We start from the raw sequence: 18,002 nt of genomic DNA on the forward strand, positions 1-18,002 counted from the left end.
TAAAGGCATATAAATTAAAATAGGAGAAGAGAAGCCATGGGTATTCAATCAGAAGCAGAATTAGAAGAAAAATTAATTGAACAACTTAGAAACCAAGGTTATGAAAATATAAATATAAAAAATGAAGAAGAGTTAAATCTCAATTTTAAAAAGCAGTTAGAGCTTCATAATAAAAAATCATTAAATGACAATCCTTTAAGTGATAAAGAGTTCGAGAAAATAATGATTCATTTAAGTGGTGGATCTATTTTTGATAAAGCTAGAAAACTAAGAGATCAATTTCAATTGTTAAGAGACAATGATGATATTGTATATATTCAGTTTCTTAACTCTGAAGATTGGTGCTGTAATACCTTTCAAGTAACGAATCAAATTAGCATGGAAGAGAAATATAAAAATAGATATGATGTAACCATTTTAATAAACGGGTTGCCTCTTATTCAAATAGAGCTTAAAAGAAGAGGGATAGAGTTAAAAGAAGCCTTTAATCAAATTAATAGATATCAGAAGCATTCATATTCTAGACTCTTTAACTATGTTCAGCTATTTGTGATTAGCAATGGAGTAAACACAAAGTATTATGCAAACAATAAAAATCAATCATTTAAGCAAACATTCTACTGGACTGATGTGGAAAATAACAGATACAGTGATCTTCACAAGTTTACAGAAATATTTTTAAATAGATCTCACGCTTTAAAAATGATAGGGAAATATATAGTACTTCATAAATCAGATGGAATTTTAATGGCTTTAAGACCTTACCAGTATTATGCAGTTGAAAGTATACTGAGAAGAGTTGAAAATATTCCATCTAAGAATGGATATATTTGGCATACAACAGGTTCAGGAAAAACTCTAACCTCTTTTAAGGCTAGTCAACTGTTGACACAAAATAAAAATATAGATAAGGTAATCTTTGTTGTCGATAGAAAGGATTTAGATTATCAAACAATAAAAGAGTTTAAAGCCTTTGATAAAGATTCAATAGATGGAACAGACAACACAAGACATTTAGTGAATCAAATAAGTGACGATAAGACACAGCTTATAATAACGACTATTCAAAAGCTGAATAATGCTATTTCAAAAGCTCATTTACAAGATAGAATGAAAAATGCAGCAGATAAGAAAATAGTATTTATCTTTGATGAGTGTCATAGATCACAATTTGGAGATACCCACCATAAAATAGTGGAGTTTTTTAACAATAAACAGATGTTTGGATTTACAGGAACACCAATCTTTGGAGAGAACGCCATAAAAACTAAGACTACAAAAGATCTGTTTCATGAGTGCCTTCATAAGTATTCTATAAAAGATGCTATAGGTGATGATAATGTTTTAGGTTTCTCAGTTGAATACTACAACACTTTTAAATCAAAGAGTTTACAAGATAAAGAGGGCAATGATTTGTCAATGGATGATTTAAATGTTGAAGGAATAGATACTGCAGAAGTTTTTGAATCTCCTGAGAGACTCGAAAATATAGTAGACTTTATTCTAGCAAATCATAAAAGAAAAACTTACAGTAAAGAGTTTACTTCAATCTTTGCAGTGAGCAGTATTCCAACTCTTATAAAATATTATGATATATTTAAACGTAAAGATCACGATTTAAATATAGCTACTATTTTTACTTATGCAGCTAATGAAGAAGCAAAAGATACAGAGGAAAACACAGGAGAAGAAGTATCGACTATCCATACAAGAGAGAAATTAGATGAGATAGTAAAAGATTACAATAAGACTTTTGGAGATAATCATGATCTGAATAAAGAGGGTGGCTTTAATGCTTATTATATTGATATCTCTAAAAAAGTGAAAGAGAGAAAAATAGATATTTTACTTGTCGTTAATATGTTTTTAACTGGTTTTGATAGTAAAACTTTAAACACTTTATATGTTGATAAGAATTTAAAATATCATAATCTTATTCAAGCGTATTCAAGAACTAATAGAATATTAAATGAAAAGAAAAGTTATGGAAATGTTTTATGTTTTAGAAATCTAAAGAAAAGAACAGATGAAGCTATTGCACTTTTTTCAAATAAAGAAGCTATTGAGACAGTTCTTATGAAAGATTATCACGAATATGTAGCTGACTTTAATAAATATGTAGAGCAATTATTTAAAATAGCGAGTTCTGTAGATGAAGTTGATAAATTAGAAACTGAAGATGAAAAAGCAAAGTTTATAACAGCATATAGAAACCTTATAAGAGTTATGAATAGGCTAAATACATTTACAGAGTTTGATTTTGATCATCTCGATATTAGAGATGCAGAGTTTGAAGACTATCGAAGTAAATATCTAGATATGTATGATGAGATTAAAAATAAAAGCACTAAAGAAAAAGTCTCTATCTTAGATGATTTAGATTTTGAAGTGGAATTACTAAAAAGAGATGATATTAATGTCAGCTATATTATGCTCTTATTAAAAGAGTTAGACCCTAAGAGTGAAAGCTTTGTAGCAGATAAAGAGTTTCTTTTGAAGCTATTAGATGGTTCAGAGGAACTGAGAAGTAAAAGAGAGCTTATAGAAAAGTTTTTATCAGAAAATTTACCTCTAATACTAGAGGATCAATCTATAGAAGCTGAGTTTGATTCTTATTGGCTGAAGGAAAAAGAGGAAGCTATTGAAAAATTCCAGATAGAAGAAAATCTTGACCCTGATAAGTTAAAAGAAACAATAAATGAATATAATTTTTCTAAAAAACTTCATAGAGATATGGTAAAACTAACTTTTATGGATAAATTAGGATTAAAAGAAAGAAGAACTAAAATAGAGATAGTAACAAGTGCTATAAAAGATTTAGTACAGAGATTTACTCTGTAAGAAATAATTAGTAAAAGGGAGAGTAAAAGATGTCAGAACATAAACAAGAGTTAGAAAAGAGACTTTGGGCGATAGCGAATGAGCTTAGAGGAAATATGGGAGCAGATGAGTTTAGAGACTATATATTAGGATTTATATTCTTTAAGTTCTTATCAGAGAAAATGGAGAAGTTTGCTTTAGCAGAACTTGATGGAGAGATAGAAAAGTATAGTGATATAGAAAAAGATCCAGAGCTTTTAGAGGAGTTACGTGAAGAAGCAGTAGAATCTTTAGGATATTTTATAGAGCCAAAATATTTATTCCATAATCTAGCTGAAAGAGCTAAAAATAAAGAGTTAATTATAGAAGACCTAAGCAAAGCTTTAAAGCTTGTTGAAGAATCAGCACTAGGTCATGAATCAGAGCATGAATTTGCTGGACTATTTGAAGATGTGGATTTAACTTCTACAAAACTAGGAAGAACAGTGGATCAGAAAAACAGGTTAATATCAGAGGTGATAAAGCATCTTGATGAAATTAATTTTGGATTTGATGACACAGAGATGGATGTTTTAGGAGATGCTTATGAGTATTTAATTGGAGAGTTTGCTGCAGGAGCAGGGAAAAAAGCTGGAGAGTTTTATACTCCTCAACAAGTGTCAAAAATACTTTCTAAAATAGTAACTTTAGGAAAAGAAAGAATAAAATCAGCTTATGACCCAACTTGTGGTTCGGGATCACTGCTTTTAAGAGTAGCAAAAGAGTCTAATGTTTCTCATATCTATGGGCAAGAGTTAAATACTACAACTTTCAACCTTGCTAGAATGAATATGATATTACATGGTGTAAAATTTGCTGACTTTGATATAGAGCAAGGAGACACTTTGGAAGAGGATAGACATGTTGGTAGAACTTTTGAAGCTGTAGTGGCAAACCCACCATTTTCTGCTAACTGGTCAGCGGATCAAACATTTTTAAGTGACGAGAGATTCTCTGCTTATGGAAAATTAGCTCCTAAAACAAAGGCTGATTTTGCATTTGTTCAACATATGATACATCACCTAGATGAGGATGGAGTAATGGCAACGGTATTACCTCACGGAGTCTTATTCCGTGGAGCAGCAGAGGGAGTTATTAGAGAGTATCTAATTAAAGAGAAAAACTATTTAGATGCAGTGATAGGATTACCAGCAAATATTTTCTACGGTACATCTATTCCTACTTGTATCTTAGTATTTAAAAAGAGTAGAGAGAATAGTGACAATGTTTTATTCGTAGATGCTAGTAACTTATTCCAAAAAAATAAGAATCAAAATATGCTAACTGATGAGCATGTAGAAGAGATTTTAAGAGTTTATGAAAAGAGAGAAGAGGTAGAGAAGTTCTCACATCTAGCGACTATGGAAGAGATAAAGGAAAATGACTATAACTTAAATATCCCAAGATATGTTGATACTTTTGAAGAAGAGGAAGAGATTGACTTAGAAGCTGTAGTTAATGAGATTGGAGCTTTAGATAAAGAGATAGAATCAGTAGATGCTGAGATAAAAAGATATTGTGATGAGCTTGGCATAAAAGCACCTATTTTATAGGAGGAGTTCGCTATGTTAGAAAGAAAAGATAATCTTTACCATGATATTAAGGCTCTTTTGGAAAATGCTAGAAAAAAGGTTTTATCCACAGTAAACTCTACAATGACTCTTACATATTTTTTGATAGGTAAAAAAATAGTGGAAGAGGAACAAAATGGAGAGCTAAGAGCTGAGTATGGGAAAGAGCTTATTAAAAATTTAGCAACAAAACTTACAAAAGAGTTTGGAAAGGGATTCACAGTTAGAAATCTAGAGTTGATAAGAAAATTTTATATGACGTATTCAGAAGATGAGAAAACGAAATCAGTGATTTCGTTTTCTGAGAATCCATTTAAATTAAGTTGGACTCATTATATTCGTTTAGTTAGAATTCAAAATGTTGAAGAAAGAAGCTTTTATGAAATAGAAGCTGAAAAAGAAAATTGGACTGTCAGAGAGATGGATAGACAAATAAGTAGTTGCTTATATGAAAAATTGGTTCTTAGTCGTGATAAAGAAGAAGTAAAAGCTCTATCTACTAAGGGGCAGATTATTGAAAAACCTAAAGATATAATAAAGGATCCTTATGTTTTAGAGTTTTTAGGATTAGAGGAGATAAGCAGTTACTCTGAAAATACTTTGGAAACTAGCATTATAAATCATATTGAGAAATTTATAATGGAGCTAGGAAAAGGATTTCTGTTTCAAGGAAGACAAGTAAGATTTACCTTTGATGAAGAGCATTTCTTTGTTGATTTAGTTTTCTATAATAGAATTTTAAAATGTTTTGTGCTTATAGATTTGAAAATAGGAAAGTTAAAGCATCAAGATATTGGGCAGATGCAGATGTATGTTAATTATTATGATAGGTTTATAAAGTTAGATGATGAGAATAAGACTATAGGAATTATTATTTGTAAGGATAAAAATGATACTTTAGTAGAGATAACTTTACCAGAAAATAATGAACAGATATTTGCGAGTAGATATATGACAATACTTCCTTCAAAAGAGGATTTAGCTAAGATTGTTGAGGAGGAAGAGAGAAATGAAAAATAAAGTACCAAAATTAAGATTCCCAGAGTTTAGTGGCGAGTGGGAGGAGAAGAAATTTCACAGTATATTTAAAATCTTTAATGGATATGCATTTTCAAGTAGTGATAGCAGAAGCAATGGTATTCGTTGGGTAAAAATTGCAGATGTAGGAATAAAGAAAATGAAAGAAGATTCACTTTCATTTTTACCATTTGATTACAAGAAAAAATATAGTAATTTTTTATTAAATGAAAATGATTATGTTCTTGCATTAACTAGACCTATTTTAAATAATCAATTAAAAATAGCCAAAGTAAATAGTAATTTTCATAATTCTTTATTAAATCAAAGAGTTGGTAAATTAGAGTCAAATCAAAATATAGATTTTGTTTATCAGTTATTACAAAGAAATAATATTGTAAGTAAAATAGAAGTAAATATAGCAGGAAGTGACCCTCCAAACCTTTCTCCTAAAGAGATTAACAATTTGAAAACAAATATTCCTTCTCTTCCAGAACAAGAAAAAATAGCTTCGTTCTTGTCAGAAGTGGATACAAAGATAGAGAAGCTAGAAAAGAAAAAAGAGCTTTTATCTCAATATAAAAAAGGGATGATGCAAAAATTATTTAGTCAAAAACTAAGGTTTAAAGATGAAAATGGAAATGATTATCCTGAGTGGGAAGAGAAGAATGGAAGTGATATATTTGAAAATATTTCAAATAAAAATCATTCATCTGATTTACCAATATTGGCAATAACTCAAGATAAAGGAGCGATTCCAAGAGAGATGATTGACATGAAAGTAATTGTAAGTGAATCAAGCATAGAAAGTTATAAAGTTGTTAACAAGGGAGATTTTATTATTAGCTTAAGATCTTTTCAAGGAGGAATAGAATATTCAGCATATGATGGAATATGTAGTCCTGCCTATATCATTTTGAAACCTAAAAACGAAATTATAGATAATTTTTTTAAAAATTATTTAAAAACTGAAAGATATATTCAGAAACTTTGCTCTAAATTAGAAGGGATTAGAGATGGTAAAATGATAAGTTATAAGTATTTCTCTGAGATAAAGCTACCTTTTCCTTTTCTTACAGAGCAAGAAAAAATAGCTAATTTTTTATCTTCAATAGATAGAAAAATAGAATTAGTAGAGGAAGAGTTAGAGAAAAATAAAAAGTTTAAAAAAGGATTATTACAGCAGATGTTTGTTTAGAGGAGTTTATCTCCTCTTTTTTTCTTGTTTGTAATATTTACAATATTTATAAGATTTACGGAAAAACACATGTTGCCAAAATCGTAATGAAATCAAGGCTAAAATGTGAGATGAAAAGTTTTAACGTGATAAAATTACTGCTAAAGGTGATAAGATTACCGGTATACGTGATAAAAATACGGTTATACGTGATAAGATTACTGTTTTATGTGACATTTTTATTTGTAATCAATATCACGTTATGGTATTATAATTTAGAGGTGATTTTTTTGAAAAATAAATTAACTATATATAAACCAAACGAGTTAATAGAGATAGTTGGAAATCCAATTTCAGCAGTAGGTTTAGTCACATATAACTTTTTACTACACAAATTTCAGAATTTAAAAAAAGATAAAATTATAATATCTATGAGTGAAATTTTTAATGTTTTAGAAATTTCGGATAATTATGACGAATTATTTAATTATTTGGATTCTCTTCGAAATATTTCGGTTTTATCTAGAGATTCAAAAGGAAAATTGTGGGGTGGATTTAATTTACTATCAGAATTTAAAAAAGTTGGAAATGGTGTCTTTGTACAAATTCCCGATACTATTTTTAAAGCTCTTTGTGGTGATGAAAATGAAAAAAATTTGTATTATACAACTATAAAACTTTTAGAGCAAAGAATATATAAATGCTCATACACTATTATTTTTTATGAGATTTTTAAAAAATACGAAAAAGTTAATATTCCAATTTTTAATTTGGAAGAATTAAAAAATATTACAGGAACTAGTGATAGATATTTAGAATACAGATATTTTAAACGAGATGTTTTAACTAAGTCTATTGCTGAAATTAATAAATTTGATTCAAAATATAATTATAGTTTTGAAGAGAAAAAAATAGGAAGAAAAGTTAATGAAATAAAGTTTAGCAAAGTTGAAAAAAATTTAATAGACATTCCTGAAAATTTAATATCTGAGAAATTAGAAAAGGCTATATTGAAGGCTAGGAAGAATAGATTTGTAGATGAGGTTTATTCAGCTAAGGCTATGGAGAAATTGATTTTAAAGTACAATGAAGAGGATATAATTAAAGGATTAAATGAACTATACAAATATAACTCTGAGATAGACAATCTTTCTAAAATTTTGAACTCTAAAATTAAAGAGATAGTGGATTCTAAAAAAGTTAAGCCTAAAAAAGAAGCTGTAAAAGTAGCAAAACAGAAAGTTGAAGTTTCACAAAAAAGTGAGCTAGATCTTGAAAAAGAAAAACTATCGATTCTTATATTTAAAATAGATTTACCGACAAGAGAAAGAATAATGTTATTTGGAGAACTTTCTGTTGTAGAAGATTTAGAATCTTTAGAAAAGCTACGTGATAAGATTAAGTCGTAGTACAATGGATTTAGTAAAAGTGGTCTTTTGAGAATGTCGCGACACTGTCACGACAATTATCGTAGTTACATTTTGTAGAATTAATTAAAATTGATAAAATAGAATTAAAAAACTGAAGTGTTTTAGAGGAGTTTGAGATGATTAAATTTAGTGAAAAAAAATTTGGTTCAATTGGTGTAGTTGGTCATGTAGGGTGCGGTCATTGTCACAGCATTAATGGGCAAGTACAAGATGATTCAGTTGGATTAGCAGTTATATTATATTTTTTTCAAAAAGTTACAAAATTATCTTTAGAAATATTTGATATAACTTTTGATGAAAATAAAATTATAGTAAACTTAAAAAACGGTGGTATTGGATACGGTATTGCTCGAAGAGGAATAACACCATTTGAAAAAGATATTATAAAAAAGTTAATTGGAAAAGAAGCATTGATGACACATACTATTGTTTTAAAAGAGTTTGGTCGAATCTATGGTCAAGGAGTTTTAGAGGTACCTGTAGCATTACAATCAGCTATTGCTAATGCTTTGTTAGATGGTTTTTATAAAAATTTTCCTGATAATTTCAAAATAACAAAAGAGAATGTTGGAGATAACTATGGATACATTTTAGGAACTGTTTTAGATATAGGAAATACATCAGTATCTTTTTTAGCTACAGTTAATGCTACTCTTGGAGGAATTGGTCCTAATGAAGATTTAGAAGGGAATTCTAACTATTTTTCTAAAAAATTAATTGTTGAACATTTCAAGTTAGATAAAATTCAGACAATTGTTTTAGAGTCTAAATTATTTAATGATGCTTTAGGAGATTTAAAAACTGATACTTTTATTGTAAGAGGAGATAAAGAAGATGATAATATTGATGTTGTTAATGCATTAATTGAAGCTTGTAATACTTTAACGTATCCTTTTTGTTATTATGATTTAGGAACTATGAAAAGAAAAGTTGATTCTCTTAAATTAAAAACTATCGATATAGGACAGAAAATTGAAAAATTAGGAAATGAATTAGGTTTGGCTAATCTATCAGAAGAAAAAGTTCGAATTGTTTCAGAGTTAGCCACAATAGTTAGTCAAGATTGTGGTGGAGTCACATTTATGTCTAATGATATTCATAATGAAATAGGCGGAGCAGGATTGATAAAAAAAACAGGGGCTGTTTTAAGCTTAGGTGTCTCAAAAAAATATATTAATGAAAATATTATTCCATACTTAACTAAAGAGGATTTAGAAAAATATTATCAAATCGTTCTAAAGACAATTTCTATATTAGAAAGATAAAATATGGTATACTTAAAGAAAATATATTAGTGAGGTGAAAAAGATGGTTAAGAAAAAGTTGCCTGTAGGAATAGATAATTTTAAAGAGATAATAGAAAATAACTATTATTTTGCTGATAAATCGATGCTAATAAATGAAGTGCTAGATAAAAAATCTAAAGTAACATTATTACCTAGACCCAGAAGATTTGGAAAAACTTTAAATATGTCAATGCTTAACTATTTCTTTAACATAGAAGATAAAGAGTCTAATAGAAAATTATTTGATGGATTAGATATTACGAATACAGATAAAATGGAGTACGCAGGGCAGTATCCTGTTATATATATTAGCTTAAAAGATATAAAAGTTAGTAATTGGGAGCTATGTTTAGAAAAGTTTATGGCTTTGATAAAAAAAGAGTATAAAAAATATGGATTTGTTTTAGAAGATAAAAGAGATGCACAGGAAAATTCACTTTTAAATTTATCTGAGCAGTTATATGAAAAGTTTGGAAAAAAAGTAATTATTTTAATAGATGAATACGATACACCTTTAGTTACTGCTCACTCACAAGGATATTATGATGAAGCAATATTCTTTTTCCGTAATGTTTTGAGTGCAGCATTAAAAGGAAATCCATATTTAGAATTCGCAGTTCTTACGGGAATATTGAGAGTAGCAAAGGAAAGTATATTTTCAGGTTTAAATAATCTTACTGTATCTACAATATTAGATAATAATTTTAATTATTTTGGATTGAGTGAAAAAGAAGTAGAGATAGCTTTAAAATATTACGAGTTAGATTATGAAGTAGAAGAGATTAAAAAGTGGTACAACGGTTATAAATTTGGAAATAAGCTAGTATATAATCCTTGGTCTATTATAAATTGTATTAACAATAAAGAGATTAATCCATATTGGATAAATACTAGTGACAATGCTTTGATAAAGCAATTGCTAAGTAAAAATGATTCTAAAGTATTAGATGATTTAAAAGCTGTTTTTAGTGGAAACGAAATAGAGGAAGTAATCACAGAAAATATAGTATTTTCTGATTTAGATGATGTGGATACAATCTGGTCGTTGATGTTATTTTCAGGATATTTAACATATGATAGATTGCAAATTTCAGATATAACTGGTGCAAAGACATATTTCTTGAAAATTCCAAATTATGAAGTGCAGTCATTTTTTAAGAACAGTTTCATTAAAGAATATAGTCATGGAAAAACAGCTTTGTATTTTAAAATGCTTGAAGATTTGTATAAAGGTGAGATTGAAAGATTCCAATATAAATTTAAAGATTTATATCTATCAGCAATAAGTTACCATGATGGTGGAGATAGTGAGAAGTATTATCATCACTTTATGCTTGGGCTTCTTTTAACTTTGGGTGATAAATACATAATAACTTCTAACAGAGAGAGTGGTTATGGGAGATACGATATAGCTTTAGAGCCAAAGGATAAGAAGAACTTTGGATTGATATTTAAGTTTAAAATAGGAGATAAAAACAGTATCCATGAGAAAGCGAAGGAAGCTTTAGCTCAAATAAATGAGAAAAAATATGATATATCTATGAAAAATAATGGAGTATCAAAGGTAATAAAAATAGGAATGGCTTTTAGCGGAAAAGATGTTGCTATTGAAAGTGAGATTTAACTTATATATTTATTTTAAATATATGATAGAATATTTGTGCAGTATAAAAATTGGAGGGATTAAATGAAAAGGTTATTATCAACAATTTTTCTTATTTCAAGTTTAATAAGTTATGCTGAGGGATTTGAACTTGTTACTTTAGGAAGTGACGGTGGAGTATTTGACGGAAATATCTCTGGATACCTTTTAAAGAGTAAAAGTGAGGAGAACTTTGTTGCTTTAGATGCAGGAACAGTTTTACCTGGAATAAAAAAAGGGTTAGAGAAAAATAGTTTTAAGAATATTACTATACCAAAAGATACTGAATGGAACGATATAGGATATATTTTTAGAGAAAAAATAAAAGGTTATCTAATCTCTCATGCTCACTTAGACCATATTTCAGGGTTAGTTGTATCATCAACAGAGGATACTAAAAAAGAGATTTATGGATTAAAAAGTACAATTGATACTTTAAAAAATAATGTATTCAATTGGCAACTGTGGCCAAACTTTGCTAATGAAGGTGAAGGATTTAAATTAAATCAATATACTTATAAAGAGTTATCCCCTTTAAATGAAGTTTCAATAAATGGAACGACTTTAAAAGTTAGAAGTTTCCCTCTTAGTCATAGTAACTACGAATCAACTATGTTTTTAATAGAAAATAACGGTGAATATTTAGCTTACTATGGAGATGTAGGACCAGATAAAGTTGAAAAAAGTAATGGCTTAGATGAAAGCTTTAAAGTTCTAGGACCACTATTAAAAGAGAAGAAATTAAAAGCAATAATGATTGAATCATCTTTTGAAAATTCAAAACAGGATAAAGATTTATTTGGACATTTAACACCTAAATGGATTGATACAGAGCTGGAAAATTTAGAGAGATATTCTGGTAAAGGAAATTTAAAAGGATTAAATATAGTTATAACTCATATAAAGCCGAGTTTGAAAAAGAACGAAAATATGAGAGAAAAAATAGAAAAAGAGTTAGTTGACAGCAATAGATTCGGAGTTCAATATCATTTCCCAGTTCAAGGGGATTTATTAGAATTTTAAAATTTACTAAATATAAAAAAGGAGTGAAAAATGAATAAAGAGATTAGTATTAAAAAGGTTAAACATGATGCAGAGGAAGCTTATAGAGTAGGAGATTTTTTCTGTTCAGAAGCTATTGTAAACTCAGTTAGAAACAATATTGATCCAGATATGCCAGAGGCTTTAATCGCTGCTGCTTCAGGATTCCCAGTAGGTATTGGAAAATCTAAATGTGTTTGTGGAGCTGTAAGTGGTGGAGTAATGTCACTTAGTTATTTCTTTGGAAGAACTAAGGGGGGAGATACAAAAGTTGTTAAAAATTTAGAATTAGCTCATGAGTTACAAGAGGAGTTCAGAAAAAATCATAAAGTGTTATGTTGCAAAATACTAACACATGGAATGGATATGGGTGCAAAGGAGCATAAAGATCAATGTGTTGCTTTCACAGGAGAGGTAGCAGAGGTTGCTGCAACAATAATTGCTAGAGAGTTAGGATTAAAAATAGTAGACTAATAAAAAATAAGATAAAAAAAATTGTGGATTTTACGCCACAATTTTTTTATACCCATTTTTAATAAAGAATACAGATGAAACGACTAACATAATAAGTTCATTTACAGGAGCGGATAACCAAATCCCTTTTGTGTCTAAAATACCTGGAAGTAATAGAAGAAGTATATTTATAAAAATAAGACCTCTTAATACACTTAAAATACTTGAAATAAAAGCATTTTCAACAGCTGTAAAATATGAACTGATAATTATATTAATTCCCATTAATATATATGTAAAACTATAATAGGTTACAGCTTCTTCTGTCAGTAAAAATAGTCTAGGATTATCTTTTATAAAAACGCCAACAAGAGTATCTGAGAATAAGTTTACAAGGAAGAAAAAGAAGATTCCTAATGCAAATACTGTAATAGTTCCAATTTTTAAGATTTTAAGAACTCTTTCTCTATATTGTGCTCCATAATTAAAACTAATAATAGGTTGCAATCCTTGAGAAAATCCAATCATTGTCATAGTAACTAAGGTTGAGATATAACTTATAACACTGAAAGCTGAAATACCTTCGTTTCCAATGATATTCATAATATTTATATTGAACGCCATGATAACAACTCCAGTTGCCATCTCTGTTAAAAATTCAGATGAACCATTGTATAAAATAGTCATAACAGTTTTGGGATTAAACTTTATAAAACTATATTTTAATTTTTTAGCTCGAAATATCATATAATAAGCTAACATTAGGGCTGTTGTCATTTGAGCAGTACCCGTTGCAATAGCAGCTCCCTTGATTCCCATATCCAGTATAGCTATTAAAAAGTAATCTAAAACAATATTCATAATAGCTCCACCCAATATACAAAGTAAAGAGTAGTTAGGACTACCTTCAATTCTTACAAAACTTTCAAATCCATATGATAACATATAAAAAAGTGTAAAGAATGATAGATAAAATAGATACGTTGTAGCTTCTTCTAAAATAACATCGTTGGCTCCTAAAAGTGTTACAACTTTTTCAGGGAAAATTATTCCAACTAAACTAAGGATAGAACTAAAAACTATAAAAAGTTGTATAGATGTACTATAAGATTTTAAAGCTTTTTTATCTTCTCCAGCACCGAGTTGAATAGCAATCATAGTTGAACTTCCAACAGCTACCATGATACCAATTGCAAACGAGAAGTTAACATATGGCATAACAATATTTACAGCTGCGAGACTTTGAGCTCCTAGAAACTTTCCTATAAAAATTCCATCAACTATAGTGTATAAAGAGAAGATCCACATGGTCAGAATAGATGGGACCCCATATTTAAAAATAAGTTTGAAAAGATTATCTTTTAACAATTTTTGTTGAATAAAAATCACCTCTTAAATTTAATGCTATATTATATCATTTTATACAAAAAACCTCAAACAAATGTTATAATTAAAAAGGGTGATAATTATGGGAAAAATGACAAAGGCAATAAATAAAGAAGAGATTGATGCGATTTTAGGTTCGCAAAAAATAAAACAAGATGTAAGAAATGCCCTTTTAGTTGAATTGAATACAGGGCTTAGAATTCAAGATATAGCAAGATTAAAATATAGTGATATACAGTTTGGAAAATTAGAGATAATTGAGAAAAAAACAAAAAAACCTCAAATAACAAGGATAAACATGGAGCTTGTTGAATATCTTTTTAAGAATAGAAGCAGAGATGATAACTATATTTTTGCTTCAGAAGAGAAAGAAGTTAGAGCTTTTGTTAGAAAAGTTCAAGACCAGATATTAAAAGCTTGTGACCACGAAAATATAGATAGTACATTTATTAGTACACATAGCTTTAGAAAATCATTTGCAACGTTAGCATATAACGAAACAAAAGATATTATGTTTGTTCAACAGTTACTAAATCATTCAAGTGTTTCTGTTACACAAAAATATATAAGAATTAATAAAGAGAAAGCTGATGACTATAGAGGAAAACAAAGATTAGGTTTTTAATTTTTTAGAAAGTGTAACCTATGTTACTGATTTTTTTTTAAAATAGTTATATTATATATTCAGGATGGTGATTGAAGATGAGTATTCATGGAGGAAATCTACAAAAGATAAAAGATGGAAAAAGAACTTATGGAATAACTCCTCATATACCTGGAGGATTTATTACGCCAGATAAACTGATAAAAATAGCTGAAGTAGCTAAAAAATATAAAGGTGTTTTAAAAATTACATCAGGACAAAGAGTCTTAATAACTAATTTAAAAGAGGAAGACTTAGGGCCTATATGGGATGAGCTTGGAATGGAGCCAGCTGTAAGAACTCAAAACTCTGTAAAAAATGTTGAGATTTGTCCAGCTAACTATTGCAAAAGGTCAAAGTATCCAACGATTGGGATAGGAATGAAAATAAGCAATAATTTCCATGGAATGGAACTTCCATGTAGAACTAAAATAGCTGTTGTAGGATGTAGAAACGCTTGTACTGGAGCTTACTCAAAAGATATTGGTGTCATTGTGGATACAGATGGAAAATTTTTTATAACAGTTGGAGGAAGTGCAGGATTTAATCCTCGTAGTGCTGATATTTTAATTAGAGATCTATCAGAAGATGAGGCTTATATAGCTGTGGAAACAACTTTGAACTATTATAATGAAAATGCAACTATGGGAGAAAAATTAGGGCATTTTATAGATAGAATTGGTATTGAACTGTTTAGAGCAGATATTATAAAATTATTAGAAATAAAAGGAGAAGATAAAGATGATAACTAAAGATACAATAATAGCAGAGATAATAGAAACTAACCCAAAGGCAGTAGAGATTTTAATGGGATATGGAATGGGATGTATTGGATGTCCTTCAGCTCAAATGGAAAGATTAGAGCAAGCGTGTGAGATTCATGGGTTAGATTTAAACGAAGTTTTAGAAAAATTAAATGCAAATTAATCTAAAGGATTTAAAAGGAGAGAAAGATGAGTTTATATTTAGGAAAAATACATTACTGGCTTTTCAATAAGATAGTATGGTTTGAAAACTTAGAGGAAAGTATAGTAAAGTTTATAGAAGATAGAGGATTAGATATTTCGGTTCAAAAAGCAGAAATAGATGAAAAATATGGAAAAAAATTAGAGAATAAAAATTTAGAAGAGATTATAGATGTAAATAATATTCACGGTTGGTTACAAGGAAGAATTCACTCTTCAGAGGGTAGAATGGCAGCATGGGTTGATTTTATATTAAAAAATGATGAAAATGCAATAGAGGATTTAAAGAAAGTTTTCGAAGAGCAAGCTATTTTAGCAGTTCAAGAAATTAAAAAAGAGAGAAATCCAGCAACAGCTTCTGAAATTTATAACTGTATGAATAACTATATCTTAGATGGAATGCCATGTGATAGAGTAAATATTATCTCTGTTTCTGAAGATAGTTTAGTTCAGTGGGAAAGAAGTATTTGTGTACATAAAGATATTTGGGCAAAAGAGAATGTAGATGTAAAAGTTTTCTACGATTTAAGAGATGCTTGGATTAAAACTTTTGTAGAAAATTTAAATCCTAATTTTAAATATAGTATAGATTCAGATATGAAATTTAATATTATTCAAAAATAAGTTTATAAAAGGATAGAACTAGAGATGGTTCTATTTTTTTTTACAAAAGATTTAGATTAAAAAAGTGAAAATAGTAATTTATAAAATTTTTACACAACTTTTACATAAAATTCATAAAGGATTAACATAGATAGTATAAAGTATTACCTAAGGAGGGGTTATGAAAAAAGAACAAAAATTAACAGGGATTTTATTTTCAATACCATCGTTATTGATATTATTAATGTTTTATATCTATCCATTATTGAAGACAGTTATGTATTCGTTATCATTTACAGATTCAAAAGGACAGATAGTTGGATTTGCAGGAATTGAAAATTTTTATGAATTATTCACGGATTCATCATTTTATGAAAGTATTTTTGCGACATTAAAATTTTCACTAATTACGGTGACTTTCAGTATGATTATATCACTATTTTTAGCGATAATATGTAATGAAAAATTAAAAGGAATAAAACTATTTAGAGTTATATTCTCATCGAGTATGGGTGTTTCAGTTTCAGCAAGTTCGAGCATAGTTTTATTTTTATTTCATCCGAGTGTGGGATTAATAAATGATATTTTAAAATTCTTTGGAATTTTACCAATAAATTGGTTTACAAGTTCAACGTATGCAATTTGGGCAATTTCATTTGCAACGATTTGGATGAACATAGGTTTTGGATTTTTAGTTTTAACAGCAGGATTACAAAATATAAGTCAAGAGATTGATGAGAGTTGTGAAGTGGATGGAGTGGATTATTTCTCGAAACTATTTAGAGTAACAATACCACTACTGAGCCCAAGTTTATTCTATTTGTTGATTACAACAACTTTAAAATCATTCCAAAGTTTTGGTCAAGTAGATATACTAACAGGTGGAGGACCATCAAACTCGACAAACTTTATAGTATATAGTATTTATAAAACAGCGTTTAGTAACTATAGATTTGATTATGCTAGTGCTCAAGGATTATTCCTACTTCTATTGATTACAATAATAATGATTGTTAAATTTAAACTAGAAAGGAAGGTGCACTATCAGTAAAATGAAAAAGAAAATATTTTATGGATTACTTATTTTGTCTGGAATTTTAGTTTTCTTTCCAATAATATATGCTTTAATCTCTAGTTTTATGTCGACGAAGGATATTATAAGTGGAAAGTTATTACCAAGTGAAGTAAAGCTAACTAACTATAAAGAGCTATTACAAAATGTACCAATACTTCAATTTTTTATGAACAGTTTAATAACTTCATTGGTTGCTATGATTATTCAAACAATTATTTGTAGTATGACAGCTTATGCTCTTGTGTTTGTAGAGTTTAAAGAGAAAAAATTTATATTTTTACTTGTGATGTGTTCAATATTTATTCCGTGGGAATCGATATTTATTCCAAACTATTTTACAATTTTAAAAATGAGATTGTTAAATACAAAGTTAGGAATAATACTGCCGTTTTTAGCAAATGGACTTGGAATATTTTTAATGGTACAACAGTTTAAAACACTTAATAAGTCATTGATTGAAGCAGCTAAAATAGATGGTTGCAGCCATGGGTTTATATATTTAAAAATAGTTTTACCATTATCAAGGGGGATATTAAGTACTTGGGGAATCTACTCATTCTTAAATGTTTGGAATATGTATCTATGGCCGCTAATGATTTCAACTAGACCAGAGTCGAGAACAATTCAGATTGGATTGAAGATGATAAAAGCTGAAGAGGGAACAAACTTCGGAGTTTTAATGGCAGCGGTAGTTATAGTTATTATACCTTCATTAATAGTTTTATTTATAGGACAAAGTCAACTTCAAAAAGGTATGACTTCTGGAGCAGTAAAAGAGTAATTAAAATTGAAACTTTAAAATGAATCTGTTAACTAAAGATGAAAAATAGGTCCAGTTCTTTGAAAAGGGATAA

16 protein-coding genes are annotated in these 18,002 nt (G+C 28.6%); 15 read left to right on the top strand and 1 reads right to left on the bottom strand.

Annotated elements, in window-relative coordinates:
- Positions 1-36: 36 nt before the first annotated feature.
- From Q0O83_RS10110 to Q0O83_RS10150, 9 genes are all read left to right on the top strand, one after another.
- Positions 37-2,841: a type I restriction endonuclease subunit R gene (locus Q0O83_RS10110; RefSeq protein ID WP_294096744.1), complete on the top strand. Its 2,805-nt coding sequence runs from the start codon at positions 37-39 to the stop codon at positions 2,839-2,841.
- Between the two features lie 29 nt (positions 2,842-2,870).
- Positions 2,871-4,412, top strand: a complete 1,542-nt coding sequence (locus Q0O83_RS10115; RefSeq protein WP_294096746.1) for a type I restriction-modification system subunit M — start codon at positions 2,871-2,873, stop codon at positions 4,410-4,412.
- 12 nt (positions 4,413-4,424) lie between these two features.
- Positions 4,425-5,450, top strand: a complete 1,026-nt coding sequence (locus Q0O83_RS10120) for a PDDEXK nuclease domain-containing protein (RefSeq protein WP_294096748.1) — start codon at positions 4,425-4,427, stop codon at positions 5,448-5,450.
- On the top strand, positions 5,440-6,645 hold the full coding sequence (locus Q0O83_RS10125) for a restriction endonuclease subunit S (protein ID WP_294096750.1): 1,206 nt from the start codon (positions 5,440-5,442) through the stop codon (positions 6,643-6,645). Before Q0O83_RS10120 ends, Q0O83_RS10125 begins: the two co-directional genes overlap by 11 nt.
- Positions 6,646-6,914: 269 nt before the next feature.
- Positions 6,915-8,033 (top strand): RepB family plasmid replication initiator protein, encoded by a 1,119-nt coding sequence (locus tag Q0O83_RS10130; protein WP_294096752.1) that lies wholly within the window; start codon positions 6,915-6,917, stop codon positions 8,031-8,033.
- Positions 8,034-8,170: 137 nt separating this feature from the next.
- Entirely contained in the window at positions 8,171-9,319 is a 1,149-nt protein-coding gene (locus Q0O83_RS10135; protein WP_294096754.1) for a hypothetical protein, read from the top strand.
- A 43-nt stretch (positions 9,320-9,362) separates the two neighbouring features.
- Positions 9,363-10,964: an AAA family ATPase gene (locus Q0O83_RS10140; protein WP_294096756.1), complete on the top strand. Its 1,602-nt coding sequence runs from the start codon at positions 9,363-9,365 to the stop codon at positions 10,962-10,964.
- A 63-nt stretch (positions 10,965-11,027) separates the two neighbouring features.
- Entirely contained in the window at positions 11,028-12,005 is a 978-nt protein-coding gene (locus tag Q0O83_RS10145; RefSeq protein WP_294096757.1) for a 3',5'-cyclic-nucleotide phosphodiesterase, read from the top strand.
- A gap of 30 nt (positions 12,006-12,035) precedes the next feature.
- Complete coding sequence (locus tag Q0O83_RS10150; RefSeq protein WP_294096758.1) at positions 12,036-12,497, top strand: C-GCAxxG-C-C family (seleno)protein; 462 nt, start codon at positions 12,036-12,038, stop codon at positions 12,495-12,497.
- 30 nt (positions 12,498-12,527) lie between these two features.
- Here Q0O83_RS10150 and Q0O83_RS10155 read toward each other — a convergent pair whose 3' ends face one another.
- Positions 12,528-13,844, bottom strand: a complete 1,317-nt coding sequence (locus Q0O83_RS10155; protein WP_294096759.1) for an MATE family efflux transporter — start codon at positions 13,842-13,844, stop codon at positions 12,528-12,530.
- Between the two features lie 100 nt (positions 13,845-13,944).
- On the opposite strand from Q0O83_RS10155, the gene Q0O83_RS10160 reads away from it, so the two are divergent.
- The 6 genes from Q0O83_RS10160 (at position 13,945) to Q0O83_RS10185 (ending at position 17,929) form a co-directional block, all read left to right on the top strand.
- Complete coding sequence (locus Q0O83_RS10160) at positions 13,945-14,487, top strand: tyrosine-type recombinase/integrase (protein ID WP_294096760.1); 543 nt, start codon at positions 13,945-13,947, stop codon at positions 14,485-14,487.
- A 77-nt stretch (positions 14,488-14,564) separates the two neighbouring features.
- Positions 14,565-15,257, top strand: a complete 693-nt coding sequence (locus Q0O83_RS10165) for a hypothetical protein (RefSeq protein WP_294096761.1) — start codon at positions 14,565-14,567, stop codon at positions 15,255-15,257.
- Positions 15,247-15,432, top strand: a complete 186-nt coding sequence (locus Q0O83_RS10170) for a DUF1858 domain-containing protein (RefSeq protein ID WP_294096763.1) — start codon at positions 15,247-15,249, stop codon at positions 15,430-15,432. The genes Q0O83_RS10165 and Q0O83_RS10170 overlap by 11 nt, the downstream gene beginning before the upstream one ends.
- A gap of 26 nt (positions 15,433-15,458) precedes the next feature.
- The gene (locus Q0O83_RS10175) at positions 15,459-16,094 is read left to right on the top strand and encodes a hypothetical protein (protein WP_294096765.1); all 636 of its coding nucleotides are present in this window, start codon (positions 15,459-15,461) and stop codon (positions 16,092-16,094) included.
- Positions 16,095-16,254: 160 nt separating this feature from the next.
- Entirely contained in the window at positions 16,255-17,124 is an 870-nt protein-coding gene (locus Q0O83_RS10180) for a sugar ABC transporter permease (protein WP_294096767.1), read from the top strand.
- 1 nt (position 17,125) lies between these two features.
- A complete protein-coding gene (locus Q0O83_RS10185; protein ID WP_294096769.1) occupies positions 17,126-17,929 on the top strand; it encodes a carbohydrate ABC transporter permease in 804 nt (267 codons plus the stop codon).
- The last annotated feature ends 73 nt before the right edge of the window (positions 17,930-18,002 follow it).

It is taken from the genome of uncultured Cetobacterium sp., assembly GCF_945952365.1.
Taxonomy (GTDB): domain Bacteria; phylum Fusobacteriota; class Fusobacteriia; order Fusobacteriales; family Fusobacteriaceae; genus Cetobacterium_A.

Bases quoted from the DNA above. Each gene is read 5' to 3' on its own strand.
- Q0O83_RS10150 (WP_294096758.1), top strand. From the start codon at position 12,036: ATGAATAAAGAGATTAGTATTAAAAAGGTTAAACATGATGCAGAGGAA.
- Q0O83_RS10125 (WP_294096750.1), top strand. From the start codon at position 5,440: ATGAAAAATAAAGTACCAAAATTAAGATTCCCAGAGTTTAGTGGCGAG.
- Q0O83_RS10170 (WP_294096763.1), top strand. From the start codon at position 15,247: ATGATAACTAAAGATACAATAATAGCAGAGATAATAGAAACTAACCCA.
- Q0O83_RS10165 (WP_294096761.1), top strand. From the start codon at position 14,565: ATGAGTATTCATGGAGGAAATCTACAAAAGATAAAAGATGGAAAAAGA.
- Q0O83_RS10185 (WP_294096769.1), top strand. From the start codon at position 17,126: ATGAAAAAGAAAATATTTTATGGATTACTTATTTTGTCTGGAATTTTA.
- Q0O83_RS10115 (WP_294096746.1), top strand. From the start codon at position 2,871: ATGTCAGAACATAAACAAGAGTTAGAAAAGAGACTTTGGGCGATAGCG.
- Q0O83_RS10135 (WP_294096754.1), top strand. From the start codon at position 8,171: ATGATTAAATTTAGTGAAAAAAAATTTGGTTCAATTGGTGTAGTTGGT.
- Q0O83_RS10140 (WP_294096756.1), top strand. From the start codon at position 9,363: ATGGTTAAGAAAAAGTTGCCTGTAGGAATAGATAATTTTAAAGAGATA.
- Q0O83_RS10160 (WP_294096760.1), top strand. From the start codon at position 13,945: ATGGGAAAAATGACAAAGGCAATAAATAAAGAAGAGATTGATGCGATT.
- Q0O83_RS10110 (WP_294096744.1), top strand. From the start codon at position 37: ATGGGTATTCAATCAGAAGCAGAATTAGAAGAAAAATTAATTGAACAA.
- Q0O83_RS10180 (WP_294096767.1), top strand. From the start codon at position 16,255: ATGAAAAAAGAACAAAAATTAACAGGGATTTTATTTTCAATACCATCG.
- Q0O83_RS10120 (WP_294096748.1), top strand. From the start codon at position 4,425: ATGTTAGAAAGAAAAGATAATCTTTACCATGATATTAAGGCTCTTTTG.
- Q0O83_RS10175 (WP_294096765.1), top strand. From the start codon at position 15,459: ATGAGTTTATATTTAGGAAAAATACATTACTGGCTTTTCAATAAGATA.
- Q0O83_RS10145 (WP_294096757.1), top strand. From the start codon at position 11,028: ATGAAAAGGTTATTATCAACAATTTTTCTTATTTCAAGTTTAATAAGT.